The following is a 21,026-nucleotide window of genomic DNA, read 5'->3' on the forward strand; positions in this document are numbered from 1 at the left end:
GTCGTGTGGCCTGCTTCCCGCTCCCGGCCGTTGGGCGGGCGACCGGCCCTCGTCCCGTGCCAGGGCGCGCCGGTGACGTGGCGGCACCTCGGTGTTCGGCCGAGGGTGGTGGCCGATCCGCTGGTCGGGGTCGGCGGTCGGGGAGCGGTCGCGTGCCTGGCCACGGCCGTGCGCCCGGTGCGCGCGGGACGCGCGCGGAGGTGGGCCCCGCCGGTGCCGCGACCGCCCGGCCGCGCTGCGGCACGGGGTGCCGCGACGCGAAAGCTATGGCGTGAACTATGTGTTCGACGCGGGTGCGGACACCGGCGCCGCGCCCGCCGGCCGCGCCGCTCGGGACGCGTGCGGACCACGCGGACCACGGCCCGCTGCGGACGCCTCCCGCACCACGCGGACCACGGCCCGCTCCGGACGGCTCCCGGGCCACCCGCCGGATGGCGGGCAAGCACCGCCGTACGACGGCGTCCTCGCGCTTGCCGCCGCGCCCATCATCACGGTACGAACCGTTGGCACACGTCGCGGTCCGCACCGCCGGCCACGCGTCGCGGTGCGCGGCGCGGACGCGGAACCCGCACGAGGAGAAGCCATGACCATGACCCCGCCCCCGTTCGATCCGGAGCTCGCGGCGGCCCTGGAAGCGATCAAGGACATGGTGCCGCGCGGGCTGACCATGGACGACATCCCGGCGATGCGCCAGGGCCCCGGCATCGCGCTGCTGGCCCAGCTCGACCTCACCATGGACGGGTTCTTCGAGGTCGAGGACCGGCTGGTGCCGGGCCCTCCGGGGGAGCCGGAGATCTCCCTGCTCATCTGCCGTCCGGCCGCTCCCGCGACCCCGGCGGCGCTGCCCGTGATCTACCACGTGCACGGCGGCGGCATGATCGTCGGCAACAACCGGGTCGGGGTGGACGCGCCGCTGGCGTGGGCGCGGGAGGTGGGCGCGGTCGTGGTGTCCGTGGAGTACCGGCTGGCACCCGAGCACCCGCATCCGGCGCCCGTCGAGGACGTCTACGCGGGGCTGCTGTGGACGGCCGGGCACGCGCACGAGTTCGGCGGCGACGCCGAGCGGATCATCATCGCGGGGGCGAGCGCGGGCGGGGGGCTGACCGCCGCGCTGGCGCTGCTCACGCGTGACCGGAAGGGGCCCCGGCCGATCGGGCAGGTGCTGCTGTGCCCGATGCTCGACGACCGCAACGACACGCCTTCCGCCCACCAGATGGCGGGGCGGGGGGTGTGGGACCGGACGGCCAACGAGACGGGGTGGACGGCGCTGCTCGGGGAGCGGCGCGGCGGGGACGAGGTGTCGGAGTACGCGGCGCCGGCGCGGGCCCTGGATCTGAGCGGGTTGCCTCCGGCGTTCCTGGACGTGGGGTCGGCGGAGACGTTCCGGGACGAGGTCGTGGCGTACGCGTCCCGGTTGTGGCAGGCGGGTGGGGTCGCGGAGTTGCATGTGTGGCCCGGGGGGTTCCACGGGTTCGACGGGTTCGCGCCGCAGGCGGCGGTGTCGCGGGAGTGCCGGGAGGCGCATGTGCGGTGGGTTCGGCGGTTGCTCGGGGAGTGAGGGGGCTTCCCGTCCTCAGCAGGGGCTGCGCACCTTCGACCCCCGGACGTCCGTCCGGTGGGGGCTGGTCGCGCAGTTCCCCGCGCCCCTGGAGAGCAGGGGCTGCGCCCACCGCTCTCCAGACCGTCACCGCTCTCCCGCCCGGCGGGGCCATGGCGCACTATGAGGCGTATGAAAGAGCTGGCGGGGCGGCTGACCGCGGTGGATCCGGATGCCGGGGCCGCCGTGCGGGTCATCGCCTACTTCGACACGCTGGCCGAGGCGCGGGCCGGGCTGGAGGCCCTGGTGCGCGGCGCGGCCGTGCTGGCCGGGTGTCCCGCGCGCCTCGTCGACGCGGAGCGGCACGTGCGGGTGCGGGTCGAGACCGACGGGCGGCGCCACGACACCGGCCCGCCGCAGGACCCGGGCTGGCCGTCCGCCCCGCTCGTGCCGGGCGGTGCGCCCGCGCTGTGGCTGGAGCGGGCCGGGGGCGGTGAGCCGAGTGTGGTGGACGCGGTCATCCTGGAGCGGGCCGCCGGGGCGCTGCGGGTGGTGCTGGACCGCACCCGTGGCCGGGCGCCCCTCTCCCCCGCCGACGACCCGGCGCTCGTGGAGACCGTGCTCGACCCCTCCGCCGACGAGGGGGCCCGGCTGCACGCGGCCCGGCGCCTCGGCCTGGACGACCGGGCCACCCGGGTCCGCGCCGTCGCCCCGCTGGGCGGCCGTCCCCGCGTTCTGCGTGTGCGCGGGGGCCGGGTCGGCGAGGACGAGCTGCCCGCCGGGCGGGTCGGGGTCGGGCCGGAGGTGGCGGTGCTGGGGCTGCCAGGGTCGTGGGCCGAGGCGCGGACGGCGTTGCGGTTCACCGCCGAGGGCACCGCACAGGACCCCGGTGAACGCGTGGTGCACGCCGACGACCTCGGCGGGATCGCCCTGCTCGCCGGGCTGATCGCGCCGGGGGCCGAACCGCCGCCGGACGTACGGGACCTGGAGCGGGCCGCGGCGGACGCGCCCTGGATGCTCGCCACGCTCCACGCGGTCGCCACGACCGCGAGCCTGCGGGCGGCGGCCGGTGGCGTCAACGTCCACCACTCCACCCTCCAGGACCGGCTGACCCACGCGGAGGCGGTCCTCGGCTGGCCGGTGCGCACGCCCCGGGGACGGCTCCGGCTGCATCTGGCCCTCACCCTGCGGCACCTGGCCCGCGGCGGCTGAGCCCCCGGCCGCCCGCACGAATCGCCGCCCTCGTCAGGCAAGTCGTCCACGCCGTACCGTCGCGCCCGCGCGGACATTACCGTTCGGTAGAAATCCTGCTTCCGGAGGTGTTCCGTATGGATGTCGACCGTGCGCCGGGTCTCGTGGAGTGTGCTCGGGCACTGGCGGCCGGGGAGGTGACCTCGCGGGCGCTCGTGGAGCGGACGCTCGCCCGGATCGAGGCGAGCCAGGGGACGGTGAACGCGTTCCGGCGGGTGCGGGCCGAGGCGGCGCTGACGGAGGCCGACGCGGCGGACAGGGAGCTGGCGGAGGGCGGCCGGCGGCCGCTGCTCGGCGTGCCGGTGGCGGTGAAGGACGACATGGACGTGGCGGGCGAACCGACCGCGTTCGGCTGCCGGGGCGAGTTCCCCTCGCTCCCGGAGGACGGCGAGGCCGTACGGCGGCTGCGCGCGGCCGGGGCGATCGTCGTGGGCAAGACCAACACGTGCGAGCTGGGACAGTGGCCGTTCACGGAGGGGCCGGCCTTCGGGGCCACCCGCAATCCCTGGCACCCGGACCACACCCCGGGCGGCTCCTCCGGCGGTTCCGCGGCGGCCGTGGCCGCGGGGATCGTCCCGGCCGCGCTGGGCTCGGACGGCGCCGGATCGGTGCGCATCCCCGCCTCCTGGACGCACCTCGTCGGCATCAAGCCCCAGCGCGGCCGCATCTCGACCTGGCCGCACGCGGAGTCCTTCCAGGGCATCACCGTCAACGGCACCCTCGCCCGCACGGTGGCCGACGCCGCGCTCCTGCTGGACGCGGCGAGCGGCAACCACGAGGGCGACCTGCACCGGCCCGCCCCCGTGGACGCCTCGGCCGCCGTCGGCCGGGACCCGGGGCGGCTCAGGATCGCCCTGTCCCTCAAACCGCCCTTCACGGCGCTGCCCGCGCGGCTCGACCCCCGGGTGCGGGAGCGGGTGCGGGCGGTGGCGGAACGGCTCGCCGCGCTCGGGCACGAGGTGGAGGAGGCGGAGCCCCGGTACGGGCAGATCGGGCTGACCTTCATTCCGCGCGCCACCGCCGGCATCGCCGAACGGGTGGGTGCCGTCGCCGAGCGGGAACTCCTCGACCCGCGCACCCTGGAGGCCGCCCGCCTCGGCCGGCTGCTCGGCGGGGCGCCGCTGCGGCTGGCCCGGCGCGCCGAGTTCGCCCTGCACCGGCGGATCGGCGCGCTCTTCCGGTCGTACGACGTGGTGCTGGCGCCGACCACCGCCGCTCCCCCGCCGCGCATCGGCTCCATGCTGAACCTCGGCGGGTTCGGTACCGACCGCGCGATGATCGCGGCCTGCCCGTACGCGTGGCCGTGGAACGTGCTGGGCTGGCCCGGCGTCAACGTACCGGCGGGGTTCGTGGACGACGGACTGCCGGTGGGCGCCCAGTTGCTCGGCCCGGCGGACAGCGAGCCCCTTCTGCTGTCGCTGGCCGCGCAGTTGGAGGCGGACCAGCGCTGGCACGAGCGGTGGCCGCCGCGCCGGAGCACCGCGGACTCCCCCGCGGTCTGAGTGTGCCGGACGCGGGCGGGCGGGTTCGGCGCCCGCCCGCGACCCGTACGCTGTGACCATGGACGAAGCGTCGATGGTCGGGCTGATGGGACGGGTGACCGGCGCGGTCGGTCCCGGGCTCGTCGGCGAGGTGATCGTCCGGGTACGGGGCGGCGCCGAGCACTTTCTCGCCTACCCCGCCTCCGCGAAGGACCGGATCGCACCGGGGACGCTCGTGATGGTGATGGAGTACCTGCCGCCCCGGACGGTGTACGTGTCGGCCGCGTACGACAGTTGACGGCCCGTCGGGCCGCCCGCGGCGCGGTGTGTCGGCCTTCGGGAACCGGTTCGCATCAGGACTGCAACAACGGCCCCTCGCGCCCTGTACCGCCGCCGGGCCACGCGGGACACTCCCGACGTTCGGTGCCGTGAGGGCACCTGGCCAGAGGGGGTGGGCCGATGTTCGTCGGCATCATCGCGGGGGCGACCGTAGCGGTCGCAGTGGTACTGATCAGTCTCTTCAAGCTCATGTGGCGTGTCGCCGAACCGAACGAGGCTCTGATCATCTCCGGTTCCAAGCACAAGATGGAGGGCCTCACGGATGGCATGAACTTCCGTATCGTCACCGGGCGCGGCACCCTCGTCCTGCCCGGTATGCAGGCGGTGCGCAAGCTCTCCCTCGATCTGAACCAGACCGAACTGGCCGTGGAGTGCGTGACGTTCCAGGGCATTCCGCTGAAGATCCGGGGCGTCGTCATCTTCAAGGTGGGCGACGACTTCGTCTCCATCGCCAACGCGGCGCGCCGCTTCCTCGGCCAGCAGAAGCGGGTGTCGGAGCGGGTGCACAACGTGTTCGCCGGTCATCTGCGGTCCATCGTGGGCGGGTTGACGGTCGAGGACATGATCCGGGACCGCGAGAAGCTGACCGGCCAGACCCGGGCCGCGTGCGGCACGGAGATGGAGAAACTGGGCCTGATCGTCGACTCGCTGCAGATCCACGAGATCGAGGACCCGACCGGCTACATCAAGAACATGGCCATGCCGCACGCGGCGGCCGTGCAGCGGGACGCCCGGATCGCGCAGGCCGAGGCCAACCGGCTCGCCACCGAGGCCGAGCAGCAGGCCGCGGCACGTATGGCGGAGGCCACCCGGGACAGCGAGATCCTCCAGGCCGGCTACCAGGCCGAGCGGGACAACGCCTCCGCGAAGGCCAAGCAGGCCGGTCCGTTGGCCGAGGCGGCAGCCCTGCAGGAGGTCGTCGTCCAGGAGACGCGGGTCGCGGAGCTGGCGGCGGCCCGGCGCGAGCAGCAACTGCAGGCGGACGTGCGCAAGCCGGCCGACGCCAAGGCCTACGAGAAGCGGACCCTCGCCGAGGCCGAGCGCGACGCCCGGATCTCCGCCGCGCAGGCCAAGGCCAAGGAGACCGAGCTGGCGGCCGCCGCGGAGGCGACCGCGACCCAGCTGACCGGTGAGGCCGAGGCCGCGGCCCGGCAGGCCAAGGGCATCGCCGCCGCCGAGGCCACGCGCGCGAAGGGGCTCGCGGAGGCCGAGGGCATCAAGGCACGGGCCGCCGCGCTGGCCGAGAACCAGGAGGCGGTGATCGCGCAGCAACTGGCCGAGCAGTGGCCGGAGATCGTGCAGGCGGGCGCCTCCGCGTTCGGCAACGTCGACAACATGGTGCTGCTCAACGGGGCCGACGGGATGGCGGACATGTTCGCCAAGGCCCTCACGATGGGCGGGACGGGGCTCGGCCTGGCCCGGCAGCTGCTGTCCTCGATGAACAACCCCAACGGCGCCTCCGCGGGGGTCAACGGGGTGCCGGTGGAGAAGGTGGCCGTGGAGAAGGTGCAGGTCGACAGGGAGTCGTAGCGCGGTGACGCGGCGGTGGCCGTCGGCCACCGGGCCCGCGCCCCCGGCGGGGCGCGGGTTAGCGTGTGCGCTGTGACTTCCTTCGCCGAGCAGGACGTGCCGGGGCGCCACGGGCCCACCGCCACCACCGAGGCCGATCCCCGTGACGTCGGGCGGGTGCGCACCGAGTACGCGCCCGCGCACGACGGGGATCCGGACCCCGGGGAGATCGTGTGGACCTGGGTGCCGTTCGAGGAGAACGACGGACGGGGCAAGGACCGTCCCGTGCTCGTCGTGGCCAGGGAGGCAGCGGGGACCCTGCTCGCCGTGCAGCTGTCGAGCAAGCGGCACGACGGCGACCGGGAGTGGGTCCCGATCGGGAGCGGGCCGTGGGACCGGTCCGGGCGGGATTCCTGGGTGGACGTGGACCGGGTGCTGCGGCTGCACGAGGCGGGGATGCGGCGGGAGGCCTGCGCGCTGGACCGGATGCGGTTCAACTCCGTCGTGCTGCGGTTGCGGGAGCGGTACGGCTGGCGGTAGGCCGCCGCTCAGGAACCCCGGCTGAACTCTCGTTCGAACGCGCCGCGGACCGCCGCGCCCCTGGTACGGTCCAGCACGCCGAACACGACGTGCGCGAAGGCGCCCTCGAACCTGCCGCCGTCCCTGAGCAGGGCCCTGAACGCCGCCGCCACCTGGGCCGGGTCGTTGCCGAACACCCCGCAGCCCCAGGCGCCCAGGACCAGCCGGCGGTAGCCGTGCGCCGCCGCCGTCTCCAGGACGCGTTCCGCGCGGCCGGCCAGGGCGCGGGGCAGCTCGGCGGCGCGCTCCGGAGCCGTACGCCGGACGACGGAGGCGTTGGGGGCCGCGGAGGTCAGGAAGCCGGCCGTGTACGGGGTGTCGAGGAGGGTGCCGCGGTCGTCCCGGAAGACGGGGACGGCGGGTGAGTGGATGACGCGGTCCGTGTAGAACGGGTCGCGGTGGGCCCGGTGGTGGGCGTAGAAGGCGGGAGCCTCCCGGACGCAGGTGTAGAGCGCGGAGGCCCGGCAGAGGGCCTCCTCCTGCGCCTGGGCGCCGTTCAGATAGCCGCCGCCGGGATTGCGGGCCGAGGAGAAGTTGAGGACGGCCACCGGGGCGGTGTCGGCCGCCGTCAGACGGCGGGCGGCCTCCAGGCTGCTCTCGCCGGTGACCTCGACGGCCGATCGCACCGGGCCGGCCCGGGGAGTCCCGACCGGGTCGGGGCCGTGCAGCCGGGTGCCCGCACGTGCGGCGGCCACGTCGTCCGCGATGGACACCCGGTGACCGGAGGGCGCGCGATAGTGCCCGGCCGCGACGATGTCCTCGGTCTCCCGAGCGATTCCCCGCAGACGCGCGCTCACGCCGCCACCCCCGTGTGCGGCGCGGGCGCCGCCTTCTCCCCCGTCGTGCTCATGGGCGCATCCTGGGCGATGCTGGTGAAGGACCGCAACGGAATTTCCTCGTGTGAACGGCCGGGAACGGGAAAGGGAAGGGGTGCCCGAAGATCCCGGGAACGGGGATCGTCGATCCGCATTGCCACGATGTGTCCCCTTGTGCGAAAGCGGCGCGAGGGTTTGGGTGGGACGAGCGCCACCGGCCCCGCCCCACCGGGTGCGGACCGGGGGCTCGACCGACGAGATTGACATATCAGGAGGATCCCGACATGTCAGATTCGCTGAGTGACTGTACGGAGCCGCGCTCCCCGGTCACCGAGGCGGAGGTGGAGGCCCTGGTACGGGGCATCTGCTTCAAGACCGGTCCACCCCGGACCCTGGGTGTCGAGCTGGAATGGCACGTCCACGAGCTGCGCGACCCGCGGCTCCCGGCAACACCCGCACGACTCGCAGCGGCCTACGCCGCACTGCGGACGCTGACCCTGAACTCGCCGCTGACCGTCGAGCCCGGCGGCCAGCTGGAGCTCAGTTCGGCACCGGCCGCCTCCCTGACGGAGTGCATCGACTCCGTCTCGGCCGACCTCGCCGCCGTACGCGCCACCCTGCGCGAGGCGGACCTCGGCATCAGCGGTTACGGCCACGAACCCTGGAACCCCCCGACCCGCTACCTCCACGAGCCCCGGTACGACGCGATGGAGATCTATCTCCGGCGTTTCGGGCCCGAGGGGCTGGCCATGATGTGCTCGACCGCGTCCGTGCAGGTGTGCCTCGACGCCGGGTACGAGGAGCCCGGCCCCCTCGGCCACCGGCGGCGCTGGTGGCTGGCGCACCAGCTCGGAGCCGTCCTGGTGGCCGCGTTCGCGCACTCCCCGCTGGCGCGCGGCCGGGTGACCGGCCTGCGTTCGACGCGGCAGGCGCTGTGGGCGGCGATGGACCCGGGCCGGACGACCGCGCCGGACCTCGACGGCGACCCGCGCGAGGCCTGGGCACGGCTGGTGCTGGACGCGCCGGTGATGTGCGTCCGGGCCGACGAAGGCCCCTGGGGCGTGCCCGGGGCGATGACGTTCCGGGAGTGGACCGGAACCGACAACCCGCCGAGCCGCGCCGACCTCGACTACCACCTGACGACCCTGTTCCCGCCGGTGCGCCCGCGCGGCCATCTGGAGCTGCGCATGATCGACGCCCAGCCCGGCGAGGACGGCTGGATCGTGCCGCTCGCGGTGACGACGGCCCTGTTCGAGGACCCGGAGGCCGCGGAGATCGCGTACCGGACCGTCAAGCCGCTCGCGGAGCGGGCGGGTTCGCAACCGCCACCGCGCAATCCGCTCTGGGAGGCGGCCACCCGTGACGGTCTGACCGACCCGGACCTGCGGGAAGCGGCGGCCGTCTGCTTCGCCGCGGCGGCCGAGGCCCTGCCCCGGCTGGGCGCGGGCACCGAGGTACTGGACGCGGTCGCGGCGTACACCGACCGCTATGTGGCCCGGGGCCGCTGCCCCGCCGACGATCTGCTGGACCTGTTGCACGGGAAGGACATCCCCGCATGACCGCACCCCGGACACCGGCCCCGACGGCCGGCGCCGACCCCGAGATACTCCGGGAGCGCGCGCTGGCCGCCCTGACCACGGCCCGGGCCCGCACCGCGCTCCTGACGACCGCAGTCGACGAACCCGATCTCACCGCCCAGCACTCGCCGCTGATGTCCCCGCTGGTCTGGGACCTCGCCCACATCGGCAACCAGGAGGAGCTGTGGCTGCTGCGCAACGTCGCCGGGCGTGAGGCGATGCGGCCCGAGATCGACGGCCTGTACGACGCCTTCGAGCATCCGCGCGCGGCACGGCCCTCGCTGCCGCTGCTCGCGCCGGAGGAGGCCCGGCAGTACCTGCACGAGGTGCGCGGACGGGCGCTGGACGTGCTGGAGAGCGCCGACTTCCACGGCACCCGGCTCACCGACGCGGGCTTCGCCTTCGGCATGATCGCCCAGCACGAACAGCAGCACGACGAGACGATGCTGATCACCCATCAGCTGCGGCAGGGCCCGGCCGTGCTGTCGGCGCCGGATCCCGAGCCCGTACCGCTGTTCACGGGACCGTCCGAAGTGCTGGTGCCCGGCGGGGAGTTCACCATGGGCACCTCGACCGAGCCGTGGGCGCTGGACAACGAGCGGCCGGCGCACCGCCGGAGCGTCCCGGCGTTCCACATCGACACGACGCCCGTGACGAACGGCGCCTACCAGGCGTTCATCGCGGACGGCGGCTACGACGACGCACGCTGGTGGACCGCCGAGGGCTGGGACCACATCCGCGCCCACGGCATCCACGCGCCGCTGTTCTGGCGGCGCGACGGCCGGCAGTGGCTGCGGCGGCGTTTCGGTGTCACGGAGGTCGTGCCGGCCGAGGAGCCGGTGCTGCACGTGTGCTGGTACGAGGCGGACGCGTACGCCCGCTGGGCGGGTCGCCGACTGCCCACCGAGGCCGAGTGGGAGAAGGCCGCCCGGCACGACCCGGTCACCGGCCGCTCGACCCGCTACCCGTGGGGCGACGCCGACCCGGCGCCGGAACACGCCAACCTCGGACAACGCCATCTGCGCCCGGCCCCGGCCGGCAGCTATGCGGCGGGGGAATCGCCGCTGGGCGTACGGCAGTTGATCGGCGATGTCTGGGAGTGGACGTCGAGCGACTTCCTGCCCTACCCGGGGTTCTCGGCGTTCCCGTACAAGGAGTACTCGGAGGTGTTCTTCGGCCCCGAGCACAAGGTGCTGCGCGGCGGTTCGTTCGCCGTGGACCAGGTGGCGTGCCGGGGGACGTTCCGCAACTGGGACTATCCGATCCGGCGGCAGATCTTCAGCGGGTTCCGCACGGCCCGCGACGCCACCCCGGAGGCCGTCTGATGTGCCGGCACATCGCCTGCCTCGGCACCACCGACCTGCCGCTCGGCAGGGTCCTGGTGGACCCGCCGCACGGTCTGTTCCGGCAGTCGTGGGCACCCCGGCGGCAGCGGTACGGGACGGTCAACGCCGACGGGTTCGGGGTCGGCTGGTACGCGCAGGGCGACCCGGTGCCGGGGCGCTACCGGCGGGCCGGGCCGATCTGGGGCGACCAGTCCTTCGCGGACCTCGCCCGGGTGGTCCGCACCGGGGCGCTGCTGGCCGCCGTCCGGGACGCGACGGTGGCCGGCGCGGACGACGAGGCCGCGGCGGCGCCGTTCTCGGCCGGGCCCTGGCTGTTCAGCCACAACGGGGCGGTGGCCGGGTGGCCCCGGTCCCTGGCGCCGCTCGTGGCCTCGCTGCCGGCCGTCGAGGTGCTGTCGATGGAGGCCCGCAACGACTCCGCGCTCGTGTGGGCCCTGGTCCTGAACCGGCTGCGGGCCGGTGACCCGGAGGGCCAGGCGCTGGCCGACACGGTCCTGGAGGTCGCCCGGGCGGCTCCCGGGTCGCGGCTCAACCTGCTGCTGACGGACGGCGAGACGATCGCCGCGACCGCCTGGGGCGACACGCTGTGGTACCTCACCGGGCCCGGCCTGGGCACGGTCGTGGCATCCGAGCCGTACGACGACGATCCGCACTGGGTGGAGGTCCCGGACCGCACGCTGCTCGCGGCGAGCCGCACGGACGTCCTGCTCACCCCGCTCAAGGAGCCGGAGGAAGCCGCCGGCCACAACGACCACGCCCCGTCATCCGCACATCCGAAGGAGCCCCCTGCGTGAGCCCGTTCCTTCTCACCCGCACCCTGCCGGAGGACGCCACGGACGCGGCGCTGCGCGCCGACGTCCTGGACGGTCTGACCCGCACCCCGAAGACCCTGCCGCCCAAGTGGTTCTACGACGCCCGCGGCAGCGAACTGTTCGAGCGGATCACCGAGTTGCCCGAGTACTACCCGACCCGTGCCGAGCGCGAGATCCTGGTCGGCCGGGCGGGCGAGATCGCCGCGGCGAGCGGCGCGCGCACCCTGGTCGAGCTGGGGTCCGGCTCGTCCGACAAGACCCGGCACCTGCTGGACGCGATGCCCGGCCTGCACACCTACGTGCCGGTCGACGTCAGCGAGAGCGCGCTGCGGCAGGCCGGCGAGGCGCTGGTCGCCGAGCGGCCGGGGCTGAACGTGCACGCCCTGATCGCCGACTTCACCGCCGGGCTCGACCTGCCCGGGACCCCGGGGCCCCGGCTGGTGGTGTTCCTGGGCGGCACGATCGGCAATCTGGTGCCCGCGGAGCGCGCCGCGTTCCTGGCCGCCGTACGGGCGCTGCTGGCGCCGGGTGACGCGCTGCTGCTGGGCACGGACCTGGTCAAGGACGAGGCGGTGCTGGTCGCCGCGTACGACGACGCGGCCGGGGTGACCGCCGAGTTCAACAAGAACGTGCTGAACGTGGTGGACCGGGAGCTGGGAGCGGACTTCGACCCCGACGCCTTCGACCATGTCGCCCTCTGGAACGCCGAGTGCGAATGGATCGAGATGCGGCTGCGGTCCCGTACGGCGCAGACCGTGAAGATCCCCGCGCTGGATCTGGCGGTGGATTTCGAGGCCGGGGAGGAGCTGCGGACCGAGGTGTCCGCGAAGTTCAGGAGGGAGGGGGTGCGGGCGGAACTGGCTTCCGCAGGGATGGAGTTGACCCACTGGTGGACGGATGAACAGGGCCGGTTCGCGCTGTCCTTGAGCCGAGCGGGGTAGCGCGCGGCGGTTTGGCGGGGGGTGCGTTGTCGGGTGCGGGTGCGTGGGGGCTGGTCGCGCAGTTCCCCGCGCCCCTGAAAGCCCAGGCCCCTGCGGGCCTGGCATGCGATGGCCCTGCGGGCCTGAAAGCCAACGGTCCTGCAGGTCTGAAAAGCATGGGGCGCAGCCCCTGCTTTTCAGGGGCGCGGGGAACTGCGCGAGAAGCCCCACCGGCCCCGCACCCGAACACGCACCCCCACCCACCCCGGCCCCCCTCGCGAACCGGCGGAGCCTGAGGCACCGTGGAAGAACCTGTGGCGCATCGGCCACGATGGAGCTCGCGACAAGGAGAACCCGCATGACCGACCATGTGTACCGGGTCACCGAGATCGTCGGCAGTTCGGACGAGAGCGTCGACCACGCCATCCGCAACGGCGTCGCCCGCGCCGCCCAGACGCTGCGCAACCTGGACTGGTTCGAGGTGACACAGGTCCGGGGGCACATCGAGGACGGACAGATCGCGCACTACCAGGTGGGCCTGAAGGTCGGCTTCCGGCTGGACGACGAGACCGGCTGACCGGCCGCCCGGCCCGGCCGAAGGGCCGGCCGAAGGGCCGGCCGAGAGGGGGCGGACGCTCAGGTCCGCCCCTCCCCCTCCTGCGCCTCCTTCAGCGCCGCGGAGTCCGCGGCCCAGCGCGCCCGTACGACCTTGAAGCCCGCCCGCTCCGCGTCCGCGCAGACGAGTTCGTCGTCGTCCACCAGGACACGGATCTCACGGGTCCGGGCGAGATCCCGGAGGGTCTCCAGCTTCGTGCGGCGGGCGGGCCTGCGGTCGTTGTCGCGGCGCATCCGGATCCGGCCCTCGGGCAGCCCGTGCGCGGCGAGCCAGTCGACGGTGTCGCGGCGGCAGCGCTCGGGCCGCCCGGTCAGATACAGGACCTCGCACTCCCGGGCGCTCTCCCGCGCCAGCGCGACCCCTTCGGCCAGCGGCGGATCCTGCGGCGCGGCGGCGAAGAACGCGTTCCAGTCGCGCGGCTTCCGCTCCAGGAACCGCTGCCGGTGCGCGGTGTCGGCGAGGGTGTTGTCCAGGTCGAAGACGGCGAGGGGCCGGTCGTTGTCGGTCACCGCACCAGCCTAGGCAGGCCTGGGCGGCAGATGACTCGTGTCGCCCGTTGTCGCTTCACACAACAAACACGAACTCCGCCCGTAGCTTTAGGTTTCAAGCGTTACGCTCGTCGCCTCTCCCCCCACACAGCACAGGAGAACAGGCGTGCCTGACGGCGAAATCATCGTGATCGGCGGCGGATACGGGGGCATTCGCCTCGCCAGACAGCTGGACGAGGTCGCACGGGTCACCCTCGTGGACCGCAAGGAGGTCTTCTTCCACCGCATCGCCGCACTGCGCGCGGGCGTGCACGAGGCGTGGACGACGACGCCCTTCATCCCGTACGACCGGCTGCTGCGCAACGGCCGGGTCGTGACGGGCAAGGCGGTCGGGATCGACACCGCCGAGCGGCAGGTGACGCTCGCGACGGGCGAGCGGCTGCCGTACGACGTGGTCGTGATCGCGACCGGGGCGGACTATCCGGAGCCGGCCCGCTTCCTCGGCACCACCACCGAGGAGGCGGGCAAGACGTTCGCCGCGCACCAGGAGAACGTGGCCGCCGCCGAGCACGTCCTGGTCGTCGGCGGCGGGCCGGGCGGCGTGGAACTCGCCGCCGAGGTACGGCTGGCCCGGCCCGACGCGCGGGTCACCCTCGCGCACGCCGGGTCCGAGCTGCTCAGCTCCACGGGCAGCAAGTGGGCCGGACGGCGGGCCCTGGCGTGGCTGGAGGCGCACGACGTGGAGGTGCGGCTCGACTCGTTCGTCTCCCCCGGGCCCGACTTCGGCACCTACCGGGACGGGCGGGGCGGTCTCATCGAGGCCGACCTGTCGTTCTGGGCCAACGGCACCACGCCCAACACGCTCTGGCTGCGGCTGGCCGGGCACGGGGACTGGCTCAACCCGGCGGGACACGTCAAGGTCGACGGGACACTGCGGGTCGGCGGACACCTCGACGTGTTCGCGGTAGGTGACGTCAACGACGTCAGCGAACTGAAGCTGTCCCCCGTCGCGTTCGCCCAGGCGGACGTCGCCGCGCACAACATCCGTGCGCATCTGGCGAGTTCGGGCAGACACCGCAAGGAGCCGCGGTCGTACCGGCCGATCCGGCGGACTCCGCTGATCGTGCCGCTCGGGCCGGCCGACGGCATCACGCTCGTGCCGGTGCCGGGGGGCGAGACGGCGGTGCTCGGCGGCCGTACGTCCACGCTGGCGAAGGCGAAGACGCTGATGACGCCGTACATCAGGAAGCAGCTCGGGTACTCGGCCTGAGGGGTGGGCGCGGCAGGGGTGGAGCGGGCCGGGGCATTTTTCGATCGAGCCGGCCCTCACTCGCCCCGGGCCGCGCCCGTCTGTTCCTGCTCCCCCAACTCGTTGGCATGGGCGAGGAAGTCGTCCACCATCCGGTGGAAGAGTCCCGCCAGCTGCCGCAGTTCCTCGGGCGACCACTCGGACAGCGCCATCTGCATACCGCGCACGCCCGCCTCGCGGATGCGGTCGATCGCCCGCCCGCCGGCCGCCGTCAGCTCGATGCGCTGGGCGCGCCGGTCGTCCGGGTCGGGGACCCGGGTGACGTGACCGGTCTTCTCCAGTTGCTGGACCTGGCGGGTGACGTGGGACGCCTCGACTCCGAGGCGGTTGGCCAGCTCCCCCGGCCGCAGCGGCTCGGAGTCGGCGATCTGCCGCAGCAGGGCCACAGCGGCCCGGTCCAGCGGCACCCCGGCCAGGCTCATCAGGCGCTCATGGGCCCGGGCCCGGGTGCTGAGGTAGGTGATGCGCGTGAGGGCTCGCTCGATCTCGATCACTTCCGGGGAAGCGGAGTCCGGGGGTGGTGAGGGGGACATACGATCCACTTTACCATCTTGTTGCCTAACTCAAGTAAATTCACCCCTCCGTGCGGCCCACCGACTTCCGGGTCAGCCGCAGCACCGTTCCCTCGCCGTCGGCGGACAGCAGGAGGGTTCCGTCCGGCGCCGTCGCGAGGCCCGCGAAGCGGCGCGCCAGACCGGGCATGACGTCCGCGAACAGCGCGGGTTCCGTGCGGGGGACGATCCCCGGGGGCGGCCCGACGGGCAGGTCCTCCGCCTCGGTCCGCGACGCCCCCGAGACGAGGGAGACCGACCGCAGTCTGCGGGGCCCGGCCTCCACCACGAAGAGTTCCGAGTCCAGGACCGCCAGCCCCTGCGGTGAGCCGAGCCCTTCCGCGACGACGGCCGTGGCCCCGTCCGTCCCGATCCGGAGCACCGTGCCGAGCCGCTCCTCGCTGACGTAGAGCCGGCCCTCCGCGTCGAACACCACGTCCGTGGGCCGGTCGAGCCCTTCGGCGAGCACGGTCACGGAGCCGGGGCCGTCCCCGTCCCCGAGGGCGAGGACCCGGCCCGCGCCGGTCTCCGCGACCACGAGCGCGCCGTCGGGCCCGACCGCGATGCCGAGGGGGCGGTCCAGCCCCCGCGCCCGTTCGCGGACGACACCGCTCACGGTGTCGTAGGTACGTACCGTGCCGAACTGCGAGGTGTGGTGCAGCAGATGGCCCTCGGCGGTGATGCCGTGGGCGAAGGGCAGCAGGAGACGGGTCAGCACAGCGTCGGACCCCGGCCGCGGGGCCGCGCCGGGCGGCTCGCCCCCGTCGACGGCCGCCGGGCTCGCGAGGCGGTAGTGGTCGGCGGCGTGGACCGTGCCGCCGAGGTCGACGGTCACCCCGTAGGGGCCGCCGAAGCCGCGGCGCACGATCTCACGGGTGCGGCCGTCGGGGTGCAGCTCGGTGATGCCGCCGGCGGCGTAACTGGAGACGAACATGCGGTTCTCGTCGTCGAAGGCCGCGTTGTCCAGGCCCGTCAGACCGCTGGGCCGGAGTGTGCGGGTCCCGCTGCCGTGCAGGTCGATCCGGGTGACGATGCCCTCGACGCCCCGGGACAGGACGTGCAGGACGCCCCCTCGGTCGAAGCGGACGGCCACCGGTTCGTGCACGTCCTCGGCCACCACCTCGGGCGTACCGCCGTCCGGCGGGATGCGCCAGACCTGGGCGGTGATCATGTGCGGGTAGTAGATGTGGCCGTCGGGGCCGAGCTGCATCGCGTTGCCGAGCGCCAGGCCGTCCGTGAGCACCACCGGTTCGCCGCCGTCCGGAAACAGCTCCAGCAGACGGCCGCCCGGTCTCATCTCGTTGACGAACAGGCGGTTCCCGACGCACATGATGCCGTTCGGGTTGGTCGCCTCCTCGCTGACCAGGGTGTACTCCCCCGTCGGCGTCCGGCGCCACACCCGGCCCGGCACCAGGTCGGCCACGTACATCGAGCCGTCCGCGCCGAAGGCGAGATCGTCCGGCGACTGCACCGGACCGTCCATGGGCACGACGACCTCGACGTCCCCGGTGGCCGGGTCGACGGCACTGATCTGCCCGGCGAGGAACTGCGCCACGTACAGCCGCCCGTCCGGACCGAACGCGACGCCGTTCGAACCCCACAGCGGACTGGGCGGGTTGAGCCGCCGTGCCCGCCAACGGGCGCTGCTGGTACGGAGTTCGCCGCTCTCGTCGTACCGGCTGCCCCGCGGCGCCGGGGCCGCTCCGGAGCCGGTCACGCGCTCTCCCGCCCCACGTGCTCGGCACCGACGAGCACGTCGTCCATGCCGCCGTCGGCGCGCCAGCGCCGGAGCAGTTCGTGGAAGGCGACCGGGCCGTCGCCGTACGCCTCGCTGCGCTGCCGGGGCCGGCCCTCGTTGTTGTAGTAGCCGGGTGTGCACTCCGCCTGGAACCGGTACAGGTCGGCGGCCTTCTCCCGGACGGTGGCCACCCAGGCGGCCTCGGCCTCCGCGGTCGGCTCGACGTACCGGGCGCCGCGCCTGCGGGCCTCGGCGACGACCTCACCGACGTGGATCGCCTGCTGGTCGAGGATGTGGACGTAGTTGACCGCGCTGGCGTTCTGCAGGGGGCCCAGCTGGAAGAGGTTGGGGAAGCCGTGGCTGTAGAAGCCGTGGAGCGTCCTCGGGCCGGCCGTCCGCCAGGTCTCCAGCAGACCGGCGCCGCCGCGGCCGTACGCCGGGAGCCGGCCGGACAGCAGACCCGAGACGCCGACCTCGAAGCCGGTGGCGAAGACGACGCAGTCCACCTCGTGGGCGACCCCGCCGACGACCACGGCCTTCTCGGTGATCCGCTCGACGCCGTGGGTGTCGGCCGTGTCCACGAGGGTGACGTTGGGCCGGTTGAAGGTCTGCAGGTACTGGTCGCTGAAGGTGGGCCGCTTGCACATGTAGCGGTACCAGGGCTTCAGCTTCTCGGCGGTCTCCGGGTCCTCGACGATCGCCGCGACCCGGTCGCGCAGCTCGTTCATCTTCTGGAAGTCGGCGATCTCGTAGGCCCGTTCACGCTCCTGGGCGGGTACGTCCGCGTACGCGTCGGTCGGGATGAGCTTCTCCTGGAGGCGGGCGCTGCTGGTCCAGGCGTCGTTCACCAGGTCCGTGCCGGCCCGTACACCGGTGACGGTCCGCAGGAAGTTGTCCATGCGCCGCGCCTGCCAGCCGGGAGTGAGCGTCTTCGCCCACTCCGGGTCGGTGGGGCCGTTGCCGCGTACGTCGACCGTCGAGGGGGTGCGCTGGAAGACGTACACGTGGGCGGCGTCGGCCGCGAGGTGGGGGACGACCTGGATGGCGGTGGCACCGGTGCCGATGACGGCCACCCGCTTGTTGGCGAGCCCGGTCAGCCCTCCGTCGGCGTCTCCTCCGGTGTAGTCGTAGTCCCAGCGGCTGGTGTGGAAGGTGTGGCCCTCGAAGGTGTCGATGCCGGGGATGCCCGGCAGCTTCGGCTGACTGAGCGTGCCGCTGGAGACGACGACGTAGCGGGCCCGGATGCGGTCGCCGCGGTCGGTGGCGACGATCCACTCCAACTCGCTCTCGTCCCACCGCAGTTCGGTGGCAACCGTCTGGAAGCAGGCGTCGCGGTAGAGGTCGAAGTGGCGGCCGATGGCGCGGGTGTGCTGCCGGATCTCCTCGCCCGGCGCGTACTTCCAGCGGGGGACGTAGCCCAGTTCTTCGAGGAACGGGAGATAGATGTACGACTCGATGTCGCAGTGGATGCCGGGGTAGCGGTTCCAGTACCAGGTCCCGCCGAAGTCGCCGCCCTTCTCGATCACCCGGACCGAGTCGACGCCGGCCTGCCGCAGCCGTGCCCCGGCGAGCAGCCCGCCGAAGCCGCCGCCGACGACGACCGCCTCGACCCGGTCGTGCAGCGGCTCACGGGTGAACTCCTTGTCGGCGTAGGGGTCGTCGTCGTAGGAGCCGAACTCCCCGGCGATCCGCTGGTACTGCGCGCCGCCGTCGGGCCGGATCCGGCGCTCGCGTTCGGCCCGGTAGCGGGCGCGGAGCGCTTCGGGGTCGAAGCCCAGCTCGCGCGGGTCGAGGGAGGCGGCGCCGGACGGGGTGTGGGGGGTGGACATCGGTGTCCTCTCTGCGGTCCTGGTACGTCGGGTGGGGGGAGCGGGTGAAGTGGGGTGCGGTGAGCGGGAGTTCAGTGCGGTCGGTGGTGTCGTAGCCAGGCGGCCTGCCCGCCGTCGACGAGCAGATCCGTACCGTTGATGTAACGCGCTTCGGGGCCGACGAGGAATGCCACGGCGCCGGCGATCTCCGCCGGGGTGCCGCTGCGGCCCGCGCCGCTCGCCTCCTGCATCGCCCGCATGCGCGCGCCGCTCGGGCCCTCGGCCTCGGCCTTCGCCATGGCGGTGGCGACGACACCCGGGCTGACGCTGTTGACGCGGGCGCCGCGCCGGCTCCAGGCGAGCGCGGCGGCCTCGGCACGCAGCTGGTTGCCCCGCTTGGACACGACGTACGCCCGGGTCGGGCTGTCCCCGACGGCCAGGACGGCGCCGGTCGTCAGCAGGTCCCGCGCGGGTGCCGTGGCCAGAGCGGTCTCCTCCTCCCCCGTGAGGGAGGCGACATGGCCGGCCATGCTGGCGACGCAGACCAGGGCCGTCCCCGGTGTGGCCACGGCCTCGAAGGCGTCGACGACGTGGGCGGTGCCCAGCAGATCGACCTCCAGGATCCTCCTCGCCGGGGCCTGGACGGCGGAGAGACCCGCGGTGTGCACGACGGCGGCCACCCGGCCGGCGCCGGCCGCCTCCCGCGCGAGCCGGTCGACGGCGTCGCGGTCGGACACGTCGGTCACGACGCCCCGCGCCGCGTAGCCCTCGTCACGCAGTTCCTGAACCGCGAGGTGCAGCCGGCCGGGCGAGGCGTCCGCGAGGAACAGCGTCCGTCCGCTGCCGATCCGGCGCGCGACCGCCATCCCCATGCCACCGGCACCGGTGACGACGACCGCCTCACGCGAGCGGTCGGGCGGCTGCTCCGCCATGGTCCACCTCCTGGAGCCCTGCCGGTCCCTCCGGCGGGCACGTCTCGCGCCGTCCGGCGCCGGACGCGACGGCCTGCCGCCACCGCCGGACCGTCTTCGGCGGCATCCCGGCGGCGAGGACGCCGGTGACCCGCTCGCCGGCCCGGTAGACGGCCACGAACCGCCGTTCGGCCAGGTCGCCTTCCACGACCGCGACCTCGTCGTGGCCGCGCAGCACGCCGTAGGCCTGGACCTTCAGGTCGTACTGGTCGGACCAGAAGTACGGCACCGGGGCGAACGGCCGGCGCTCCCCGGGCGCGAGGAGGTTGCGGGCGACCGCCATGCCCTGCTCGGCGGCGTTCGTACGGTGCTCGACGCGCATCGTCGTGCCGAACAGCGGGTTGTGCCAGCGGGCCACGTCACCGGCCGCGTACACGTGGGGTGCGGCCTCGCAGTACCGGTCGCAGAGCACACCGTCGCCGACGGGCAGGCCGCTGCCCGCCAGCCACTCGGTGTTGGGCAGCGAGCCGATCGCGACCAGCACCTCGTCGGCCTCGACCGTCGTGCCGTCGGCGAGCCGCACCCCGTCCTCGGTCACCTCGGTGACAGGGACGCCGGTGCGCAGGTCCACGCCGTGTTCGAGGTGGGCCCGGGCCAGCACCGCGCCGACCTCCGCGCCCACCGCGTGCGCGAGCGGCACGGGCGCGGGTTCGAGGAGGGTGACCTCCACGCCGAGCCCCCGGCCGACGGCGGCGGCCTCGGCGCCGAGGAACCCGGCGCCGACCACGACCAGCCGCGTCCCCGGTGTCAGCCGCTCCCGCAGAGTCAGCGCGTCGTCCAGGGTGCGCAGCACATGCGCGCCCTCACCGGGCAGGCGTCGCGGCCGCACGCCGGTGGCGATCACCAGCGCGTCGTACGGCAGCGCGTCCCCGTCGCTGAGCCGCACCCGGCGTCCGTCCAGGTCGAGGCCGGTCGCGGCGGTGCCGAGGCGCAGGTCCAGGCCGAGCCCGTCGAGGTGGGCCGGGGTGCGCAGGGCGAGCCGGTCGCTCTCCCACCGCGCGGCGAGGAGCTGCTTCGACAACGGGGGCCGGTCGTAGGGGGCGTGGGGCTCGTCGCCGACGAGGGTGAGCGTGCCGTCGTAGCCCTCGCGGCGCAGTGTCTCGGCGGCCGCCAGTCCGGCGGCCGAGGCGCCGACGACCACGATCCGCCTCACCGGTCGACCAGCCGGATCGCGGCGGCCGGGCAGATCGCGACGGCCTCCCGCACCCCGTCCATGAGGTCGTCGGCGGGGTGCTCCTCCAGCAGGATCGCGACGCCGTCGTCGTCGCGCTGGTCGAACACCTCGGGGGAGGCCATCACGCACTGGCCGGAGGCCACGCACTTGGGTTCGTCGAGTTCCACACGCATGAATCGCTCCTCGGTACTCGCAGCTCGTGGCG

Annotated in this window: 20 protein-coding genes; 12 read left to right on the forward strand and 8 right to left on the reverse strand. The window is 74.0% G+C overall.

All coding sequences use genetic code 11. The features are described from left to right. Window positions 1-583: 583 nt before the first annotated feature. The 6 genes from SCAB_RS05275 to SCAB_RS05300 all read left to right on the forward strand — a co-directional run bounded on the left by SCAB_RS05275 (window position 584) and on the right by SCAB_RS05300 (window position 6,657). Window positions 584-1,558 carry an alpha/beta hydrolase gene (locus SCAB_RS05275; RefSeq protein ID WP_037726918.1) on the forward strand — a complete coding sequence of 325 codons (975 nt, stop codon included), beginning with the start codon at window positions 584-586 and terminating at the stop codon, window positions 1,556-1,558. 171 nt (window positions 1,559-1,729) lie between these two features. Next, the gene (locus SCAB_RS05280) at window positions 1,730-2,749 is read left to right on the forward strand and encodes a helix-turn-helix domain-containing protein (RefSeq protein ID WP_012999013.1); all 1,020 of its coding nucleotides are present in this window, start codon (window positions 1,730-1,732) and stop codon (window positions 2,747-2,749) included. 116 nt (window positions 2,750-2,865) lie between these two features. Continuing rightward, on the forward strand, window positions 2,866-4,290 hold the full coding sequence (locus tag SCAB_RS05285) for an amidase (RefSeq protein WP_037726922.1): 1,425 nt from the start codon (window positions 2,866-2,868) through the stop codon (window positions 4,288-4,290). Window positions 4,291-4,342: 52 nt separating this feature from the next. After that, window positions 4,343-4,567, forward strand: coding sequence for a hypothetical protein (locus SCAB_RS05290; protein WP_012999015.1), 225 nt, complete (start codon window positions 4,343-4,345; stop codon window positions 4,565-4,567). Between the two features lie 161 nt (window positions 4,568-4,728). Beyond that, entirely contained in the window at window positions 4,729-6,138 is a 1,410-nt protein-coding gene (locus SCAB_RS05295; RefSeq protein WP_012999016.1) for a flotillin family protein, read from the forward strand. Window positions 6,139-6,210: 72 nt separating this feature from the next. Then, a complete protein-coding gene (locus SCAB_RS05300) occupies window positions 6,211-6,657 on the forward strand; it encodes a type II toxin-antitoxin system PemK/MazF family toxin (protein ID WP_012999017.1) in 447 nt (148 codons plus the stop codon). An 8-nt stretch (window positions 6,658-6,665) separates the two neighbouring features. Here SCAB_RS05300 and SCAB_RS05305 read toward each other — a convergent pair whose 3' ends face one another. Then, on the reverse strand, window positions 6,666-7,493 hold the full coding sequence (locus SCAB_RS05305; protein ID WP_012999018.1) for a TIGR02452 family protein: 828 nt from the start codon (window positions 7,491-7,493) through the stop codon (window positions 6,666-6,668). A gap of 302 nt (window positions 7,494-7,795) precedes the next feature. Here SCAB_RS05305 and egtA point away from each other — a divergent pair, with 302 nt between their 5' ends. The 5 genes from egtA to SCAB_RS05330 all read left to right on the forward strand — a co-directional run bounded on the left by egtA (window position 7,796) and on the right by SCAB_RS05330 (window position 12,743). Beyond that, window positions 7,796-9,070: an ergothioneine biosynthesis glutamate--cysteine ligase EgtA gene (gene egtA, locus SCAB_RS05310; RefSeq protein WP_012999019.1), complete on the forward strand. Its 1,275-nt coding sequence runs from the start codon at window positions 7,796-7,798 to the stop codon at window positions 9,068-9,070. Continuing rightward, window positions 9,067-10,413, forward strand: coding sequence for an ergothioneine biosynthesis protein EgtB (gene egtB, locus SCAB_RS05315; RefSeq protein WP_012999020.1), 1,347 nt, complete (start codon window positions 9,067-9,069; stop codon window positions 10,411-10,413). Before egtA ends, egtB begins: the two co-directional genes overlap by 4 nt. Beyond that, window positions 10,413-11,228: an ergothioneine biosynthesis protein EgtC gene (egtC, locus tag SCAB_RS05320; RefSeq protein ID WP_012999021.1), complete on the forward strand. Its 816-nt coding sequence runs from the start codon at window positions 10,413-10,415 to the stop codon at window positions 11,226-11,228. The genes egtB and egtC overlap by 1 nt, the downstream gene beginning before the upstream one ends. Beyond that, window positions 11,225-12,187: an L-histidine N(alpha)-methyltransferase gene (gene egtD / locus SCAB_RS05325; RefSeq protein ID WP_012999022.1), complete on the forward strand. Its 963-nt coding sequence runs from the start codon at window positions 11,225-11,227 to the stop codon at window positions 12,185-12,187. Before egtC ends, egtD begins: the two co-directional genes overlap by 4 nt. 337 nt (window positions 12,188-12,524) lie before the next feature. Further along, on the forward strand, window positions 12,525-12,743 hold the full coding sequence (locus SCAB_RS05330) for a dodecin (RefSeq protein ID WP_012999023.1): 219 nt from the start codon (window positions 12,525-12,527) through the stop codon (window positions 12,741-12,743). Between the two features lie 59 nt (window positions 12,744-12,802). On the opposite strand, the gene SCAB_RS05335 is transcribed toward SCAB_RS05330, so the two are convergent. Beyond that, window positions 12,803-13,291 carry a phosphatase domain-containing protein gene (locus tag SCAB_RS05335; protein WP_012999024.1) on the reverse strand — a complete coding sequence of 163 codons (489 nt, stop codon included), beginning with the start codon at window positions 13,289-13,291 and terminating at the stop codon, window positions 12,803-12,805. A 145-nt stretch (window positions 13,292-13,436) separates the two neighbouring features. Here SCAB_RS05335 and SCAB_RS05340 point away from each other — a divergent pair, with 145 nt between their 5' ends. Next, window positions 13,437-14,540 (forward strand): NAD(P)/FAD-dependent oxidoreductase, encoded by a 1,104-nt coding sequence (locus tag SCAB_RS05340; RefSeq protein ID WP_012999025.1) that lies wholly within the window; start codon window positions 13,437-13,439, stop codon window positions 14,538-14,540. A 56-nt stretch (window positions 14,541-14,596) separates the two neighbouring features. Here the strand turns inward: SCAB_RS05340 and SCAB_RS05345 are convergent, their stop codons facing one another. From SCAB_RS05345 to SCAB_RS05370, 6 genes are all read right to left on the reverse strand, one after another. Then, window positions 14,597-15,112 carry a MarR family winged helix-turn-helix transcriptional regulator gene (locus tag SCAB_RS05345; protein WP_012999026.1) on the reverse strand — a complete coding sequence of 172 codons (516 nt, stop codon included), beginning with the start codon at window positions 15,110-15,112 and terminating at the stop codon, window positions 14,597-14,599. A 40-nt stretch (window positions 15,113-15,152) separates the two neighbouring features. Beyond that, complete coding sequence (locus SCAB_RS05350; protein WP_012999027.1) at window positions 15,153-16,847, reverse strand: NHL repeat-containing protein; 1,695 nt, start codon at window positions 16,845-16,847, stop codon at window positions 15,153-15,155. After that, window positions 16,844-18,697, reverse strand: coding sequence for a flavin-containing monooxygenase (locus SCAB_RS05355; protein WP_012999028.1), 1,854 nt, complete (start codon window positions 18,695-18,697; stop codon window positions 16,844-16,846). The genes SCAB_RS05350 and SCAB_RS05355 overlap by 4 nt, the downstream gene beginning before the upstream one ends. Before the next feature lie 71 nt (window positions 18,698-18,768). Then, window positions 18,769-19,608: an SDR family oxidoreductase gene (locus SCAB_RS05360; RefSeq protein ID WP_012999029.1), complete on the reverse strand. Its 840-nt coding sequence runs from the start codon at window positions 19,606-19,608 to the stop codon at window positions 18,769-18,771. Further along, the gene (locus SCAB_RS05365) at window positions 19,577-20,800 is read right to left on the reverse strand and encodes an NAD(P)/FAD-dependent oxidoreductase (protein ID WP_012999030.1); all 1,224 of its coding nucleotides are present in this window, start codon (window positions 20,798-20,800) and stop codon (window positions 19,577-19,579) included. The genes SCAB_RS05360 and SCAB_RS05365 overlap by 32 nt, the downstream gene beginning before the upstream one ends. Further along, complete coding sequence (locus SCAB_RS05370; protein ID WP_037698895.1) at window positions 20,797-20,994, reverse strand: ferredoxin; 198 nt, start codon at window positions 20,992-20,994, stop codon at window positions 20,797-20,799. The genes SCAB_RS05365 and SCAB_RS05370 overlap by 4 nt, the downstream gene beginning before the upstream one ends. Between the last annotated feature and the right edge of the window lie 32 nt (window positions 20,995-21,026).

The sequence above is a fragment of the Streptomyces scabiei 87.22 genome (assembly GCF_000091305.1).
GTDB lineage: Bacteria > Actinomycetota > Actinomycetes > Streptomycetales > Streptomycetaceae > Streptomyces > Streptomyces scabiei.

Excerpts from the sequence above, each read along its gene's own strand:
- SCAB_RS05275 (WP_037726918.1), top strand. The coding sequence starts at position 584 with ATGACCATGACCCCGCCCCCGTTCGATCCGGAGCTCGCGGCGGCCCTG.
- SCAB_RS05280 (WP_012999013.1), top strand. The coding sequence starts at position 1,730 with ATGAAAGAGCTGGCGGGGCGGCTGACCGCGGTGGATCCGGATGCCGGG.
- SCAB_RS05285 (WP_037726922.1), top strand. The coding sequence starts at position 2,866 with ATGGATGTCGACCGTGCGCCGGGTCTCGTGGAGTGTGCTCGGGCACTG.
- SCAB_RS05295 (WP_012999016.1), top strand. The coding sequence starts at position 4,729 with ATGTTCGTCGGCATCATCGCGGGGGCGACCGTAGCGGTCGCAGTGGTA.
- egtA (WP_012999019.1), top strand. The coding sequence starts at position 7,796 with ATGTCAGATTCGCTGAGTGACTGTACGGAGCCGCGCTCCCCGGTCACC.
- egtB (WP_012999020.1), top strand. The coding sequence starts at position 9,067 with ATGACCGCACCCCGGACACCGGCCCCGACGGCCGGCGCCGACCCCGAG.
- egtC (WP_012999021.1), top strand. The coding sequence starts at position 10,413 with ATGTGCCGGCACATCGCCTGCCTCGGCACCACCGACCTGCCGCTCGGC.
- SCAB_RS05330 (WP_012999023.1), top strand. The coding sequence starts at position 12,525 with ATGACCGACCATGTGTACCGGGTCACCGAGATCGTCGGCAGTTCGGAC.
- SCAB_RS05345 (WP_012999026.1), bottom strand. The coding sequence starts at position 15,112 with ATGTCCCCCTCACCACCCCCGGACTCCGCTTCCCCGGAAGTGATCGAG.
- SCAB_RS05355 (WP_012999028.1), bottom strand. The coding sequence starts at position 18,697 with ATGTCCACCCCCCACACCCCGTCCGGCGCCGCCTCCCTCGACCCGCGC.
- SCAB_RS05360 (WP_012999029.1), bottom strand. The coding sequence starts at position 19,608 with ATGGCGGAGCAGCCGCCCGACCGCTCGCGTGAGGCGGTCGTCGTCACC.
- SCAB_RS05370 (WP_037698895.1), bottom strand. The coding sequence starts at position 20,994 with ATGCGTGTGGAACTCGACGAACCCAAGTGCGTGGCCTCCGGCCAGTGC.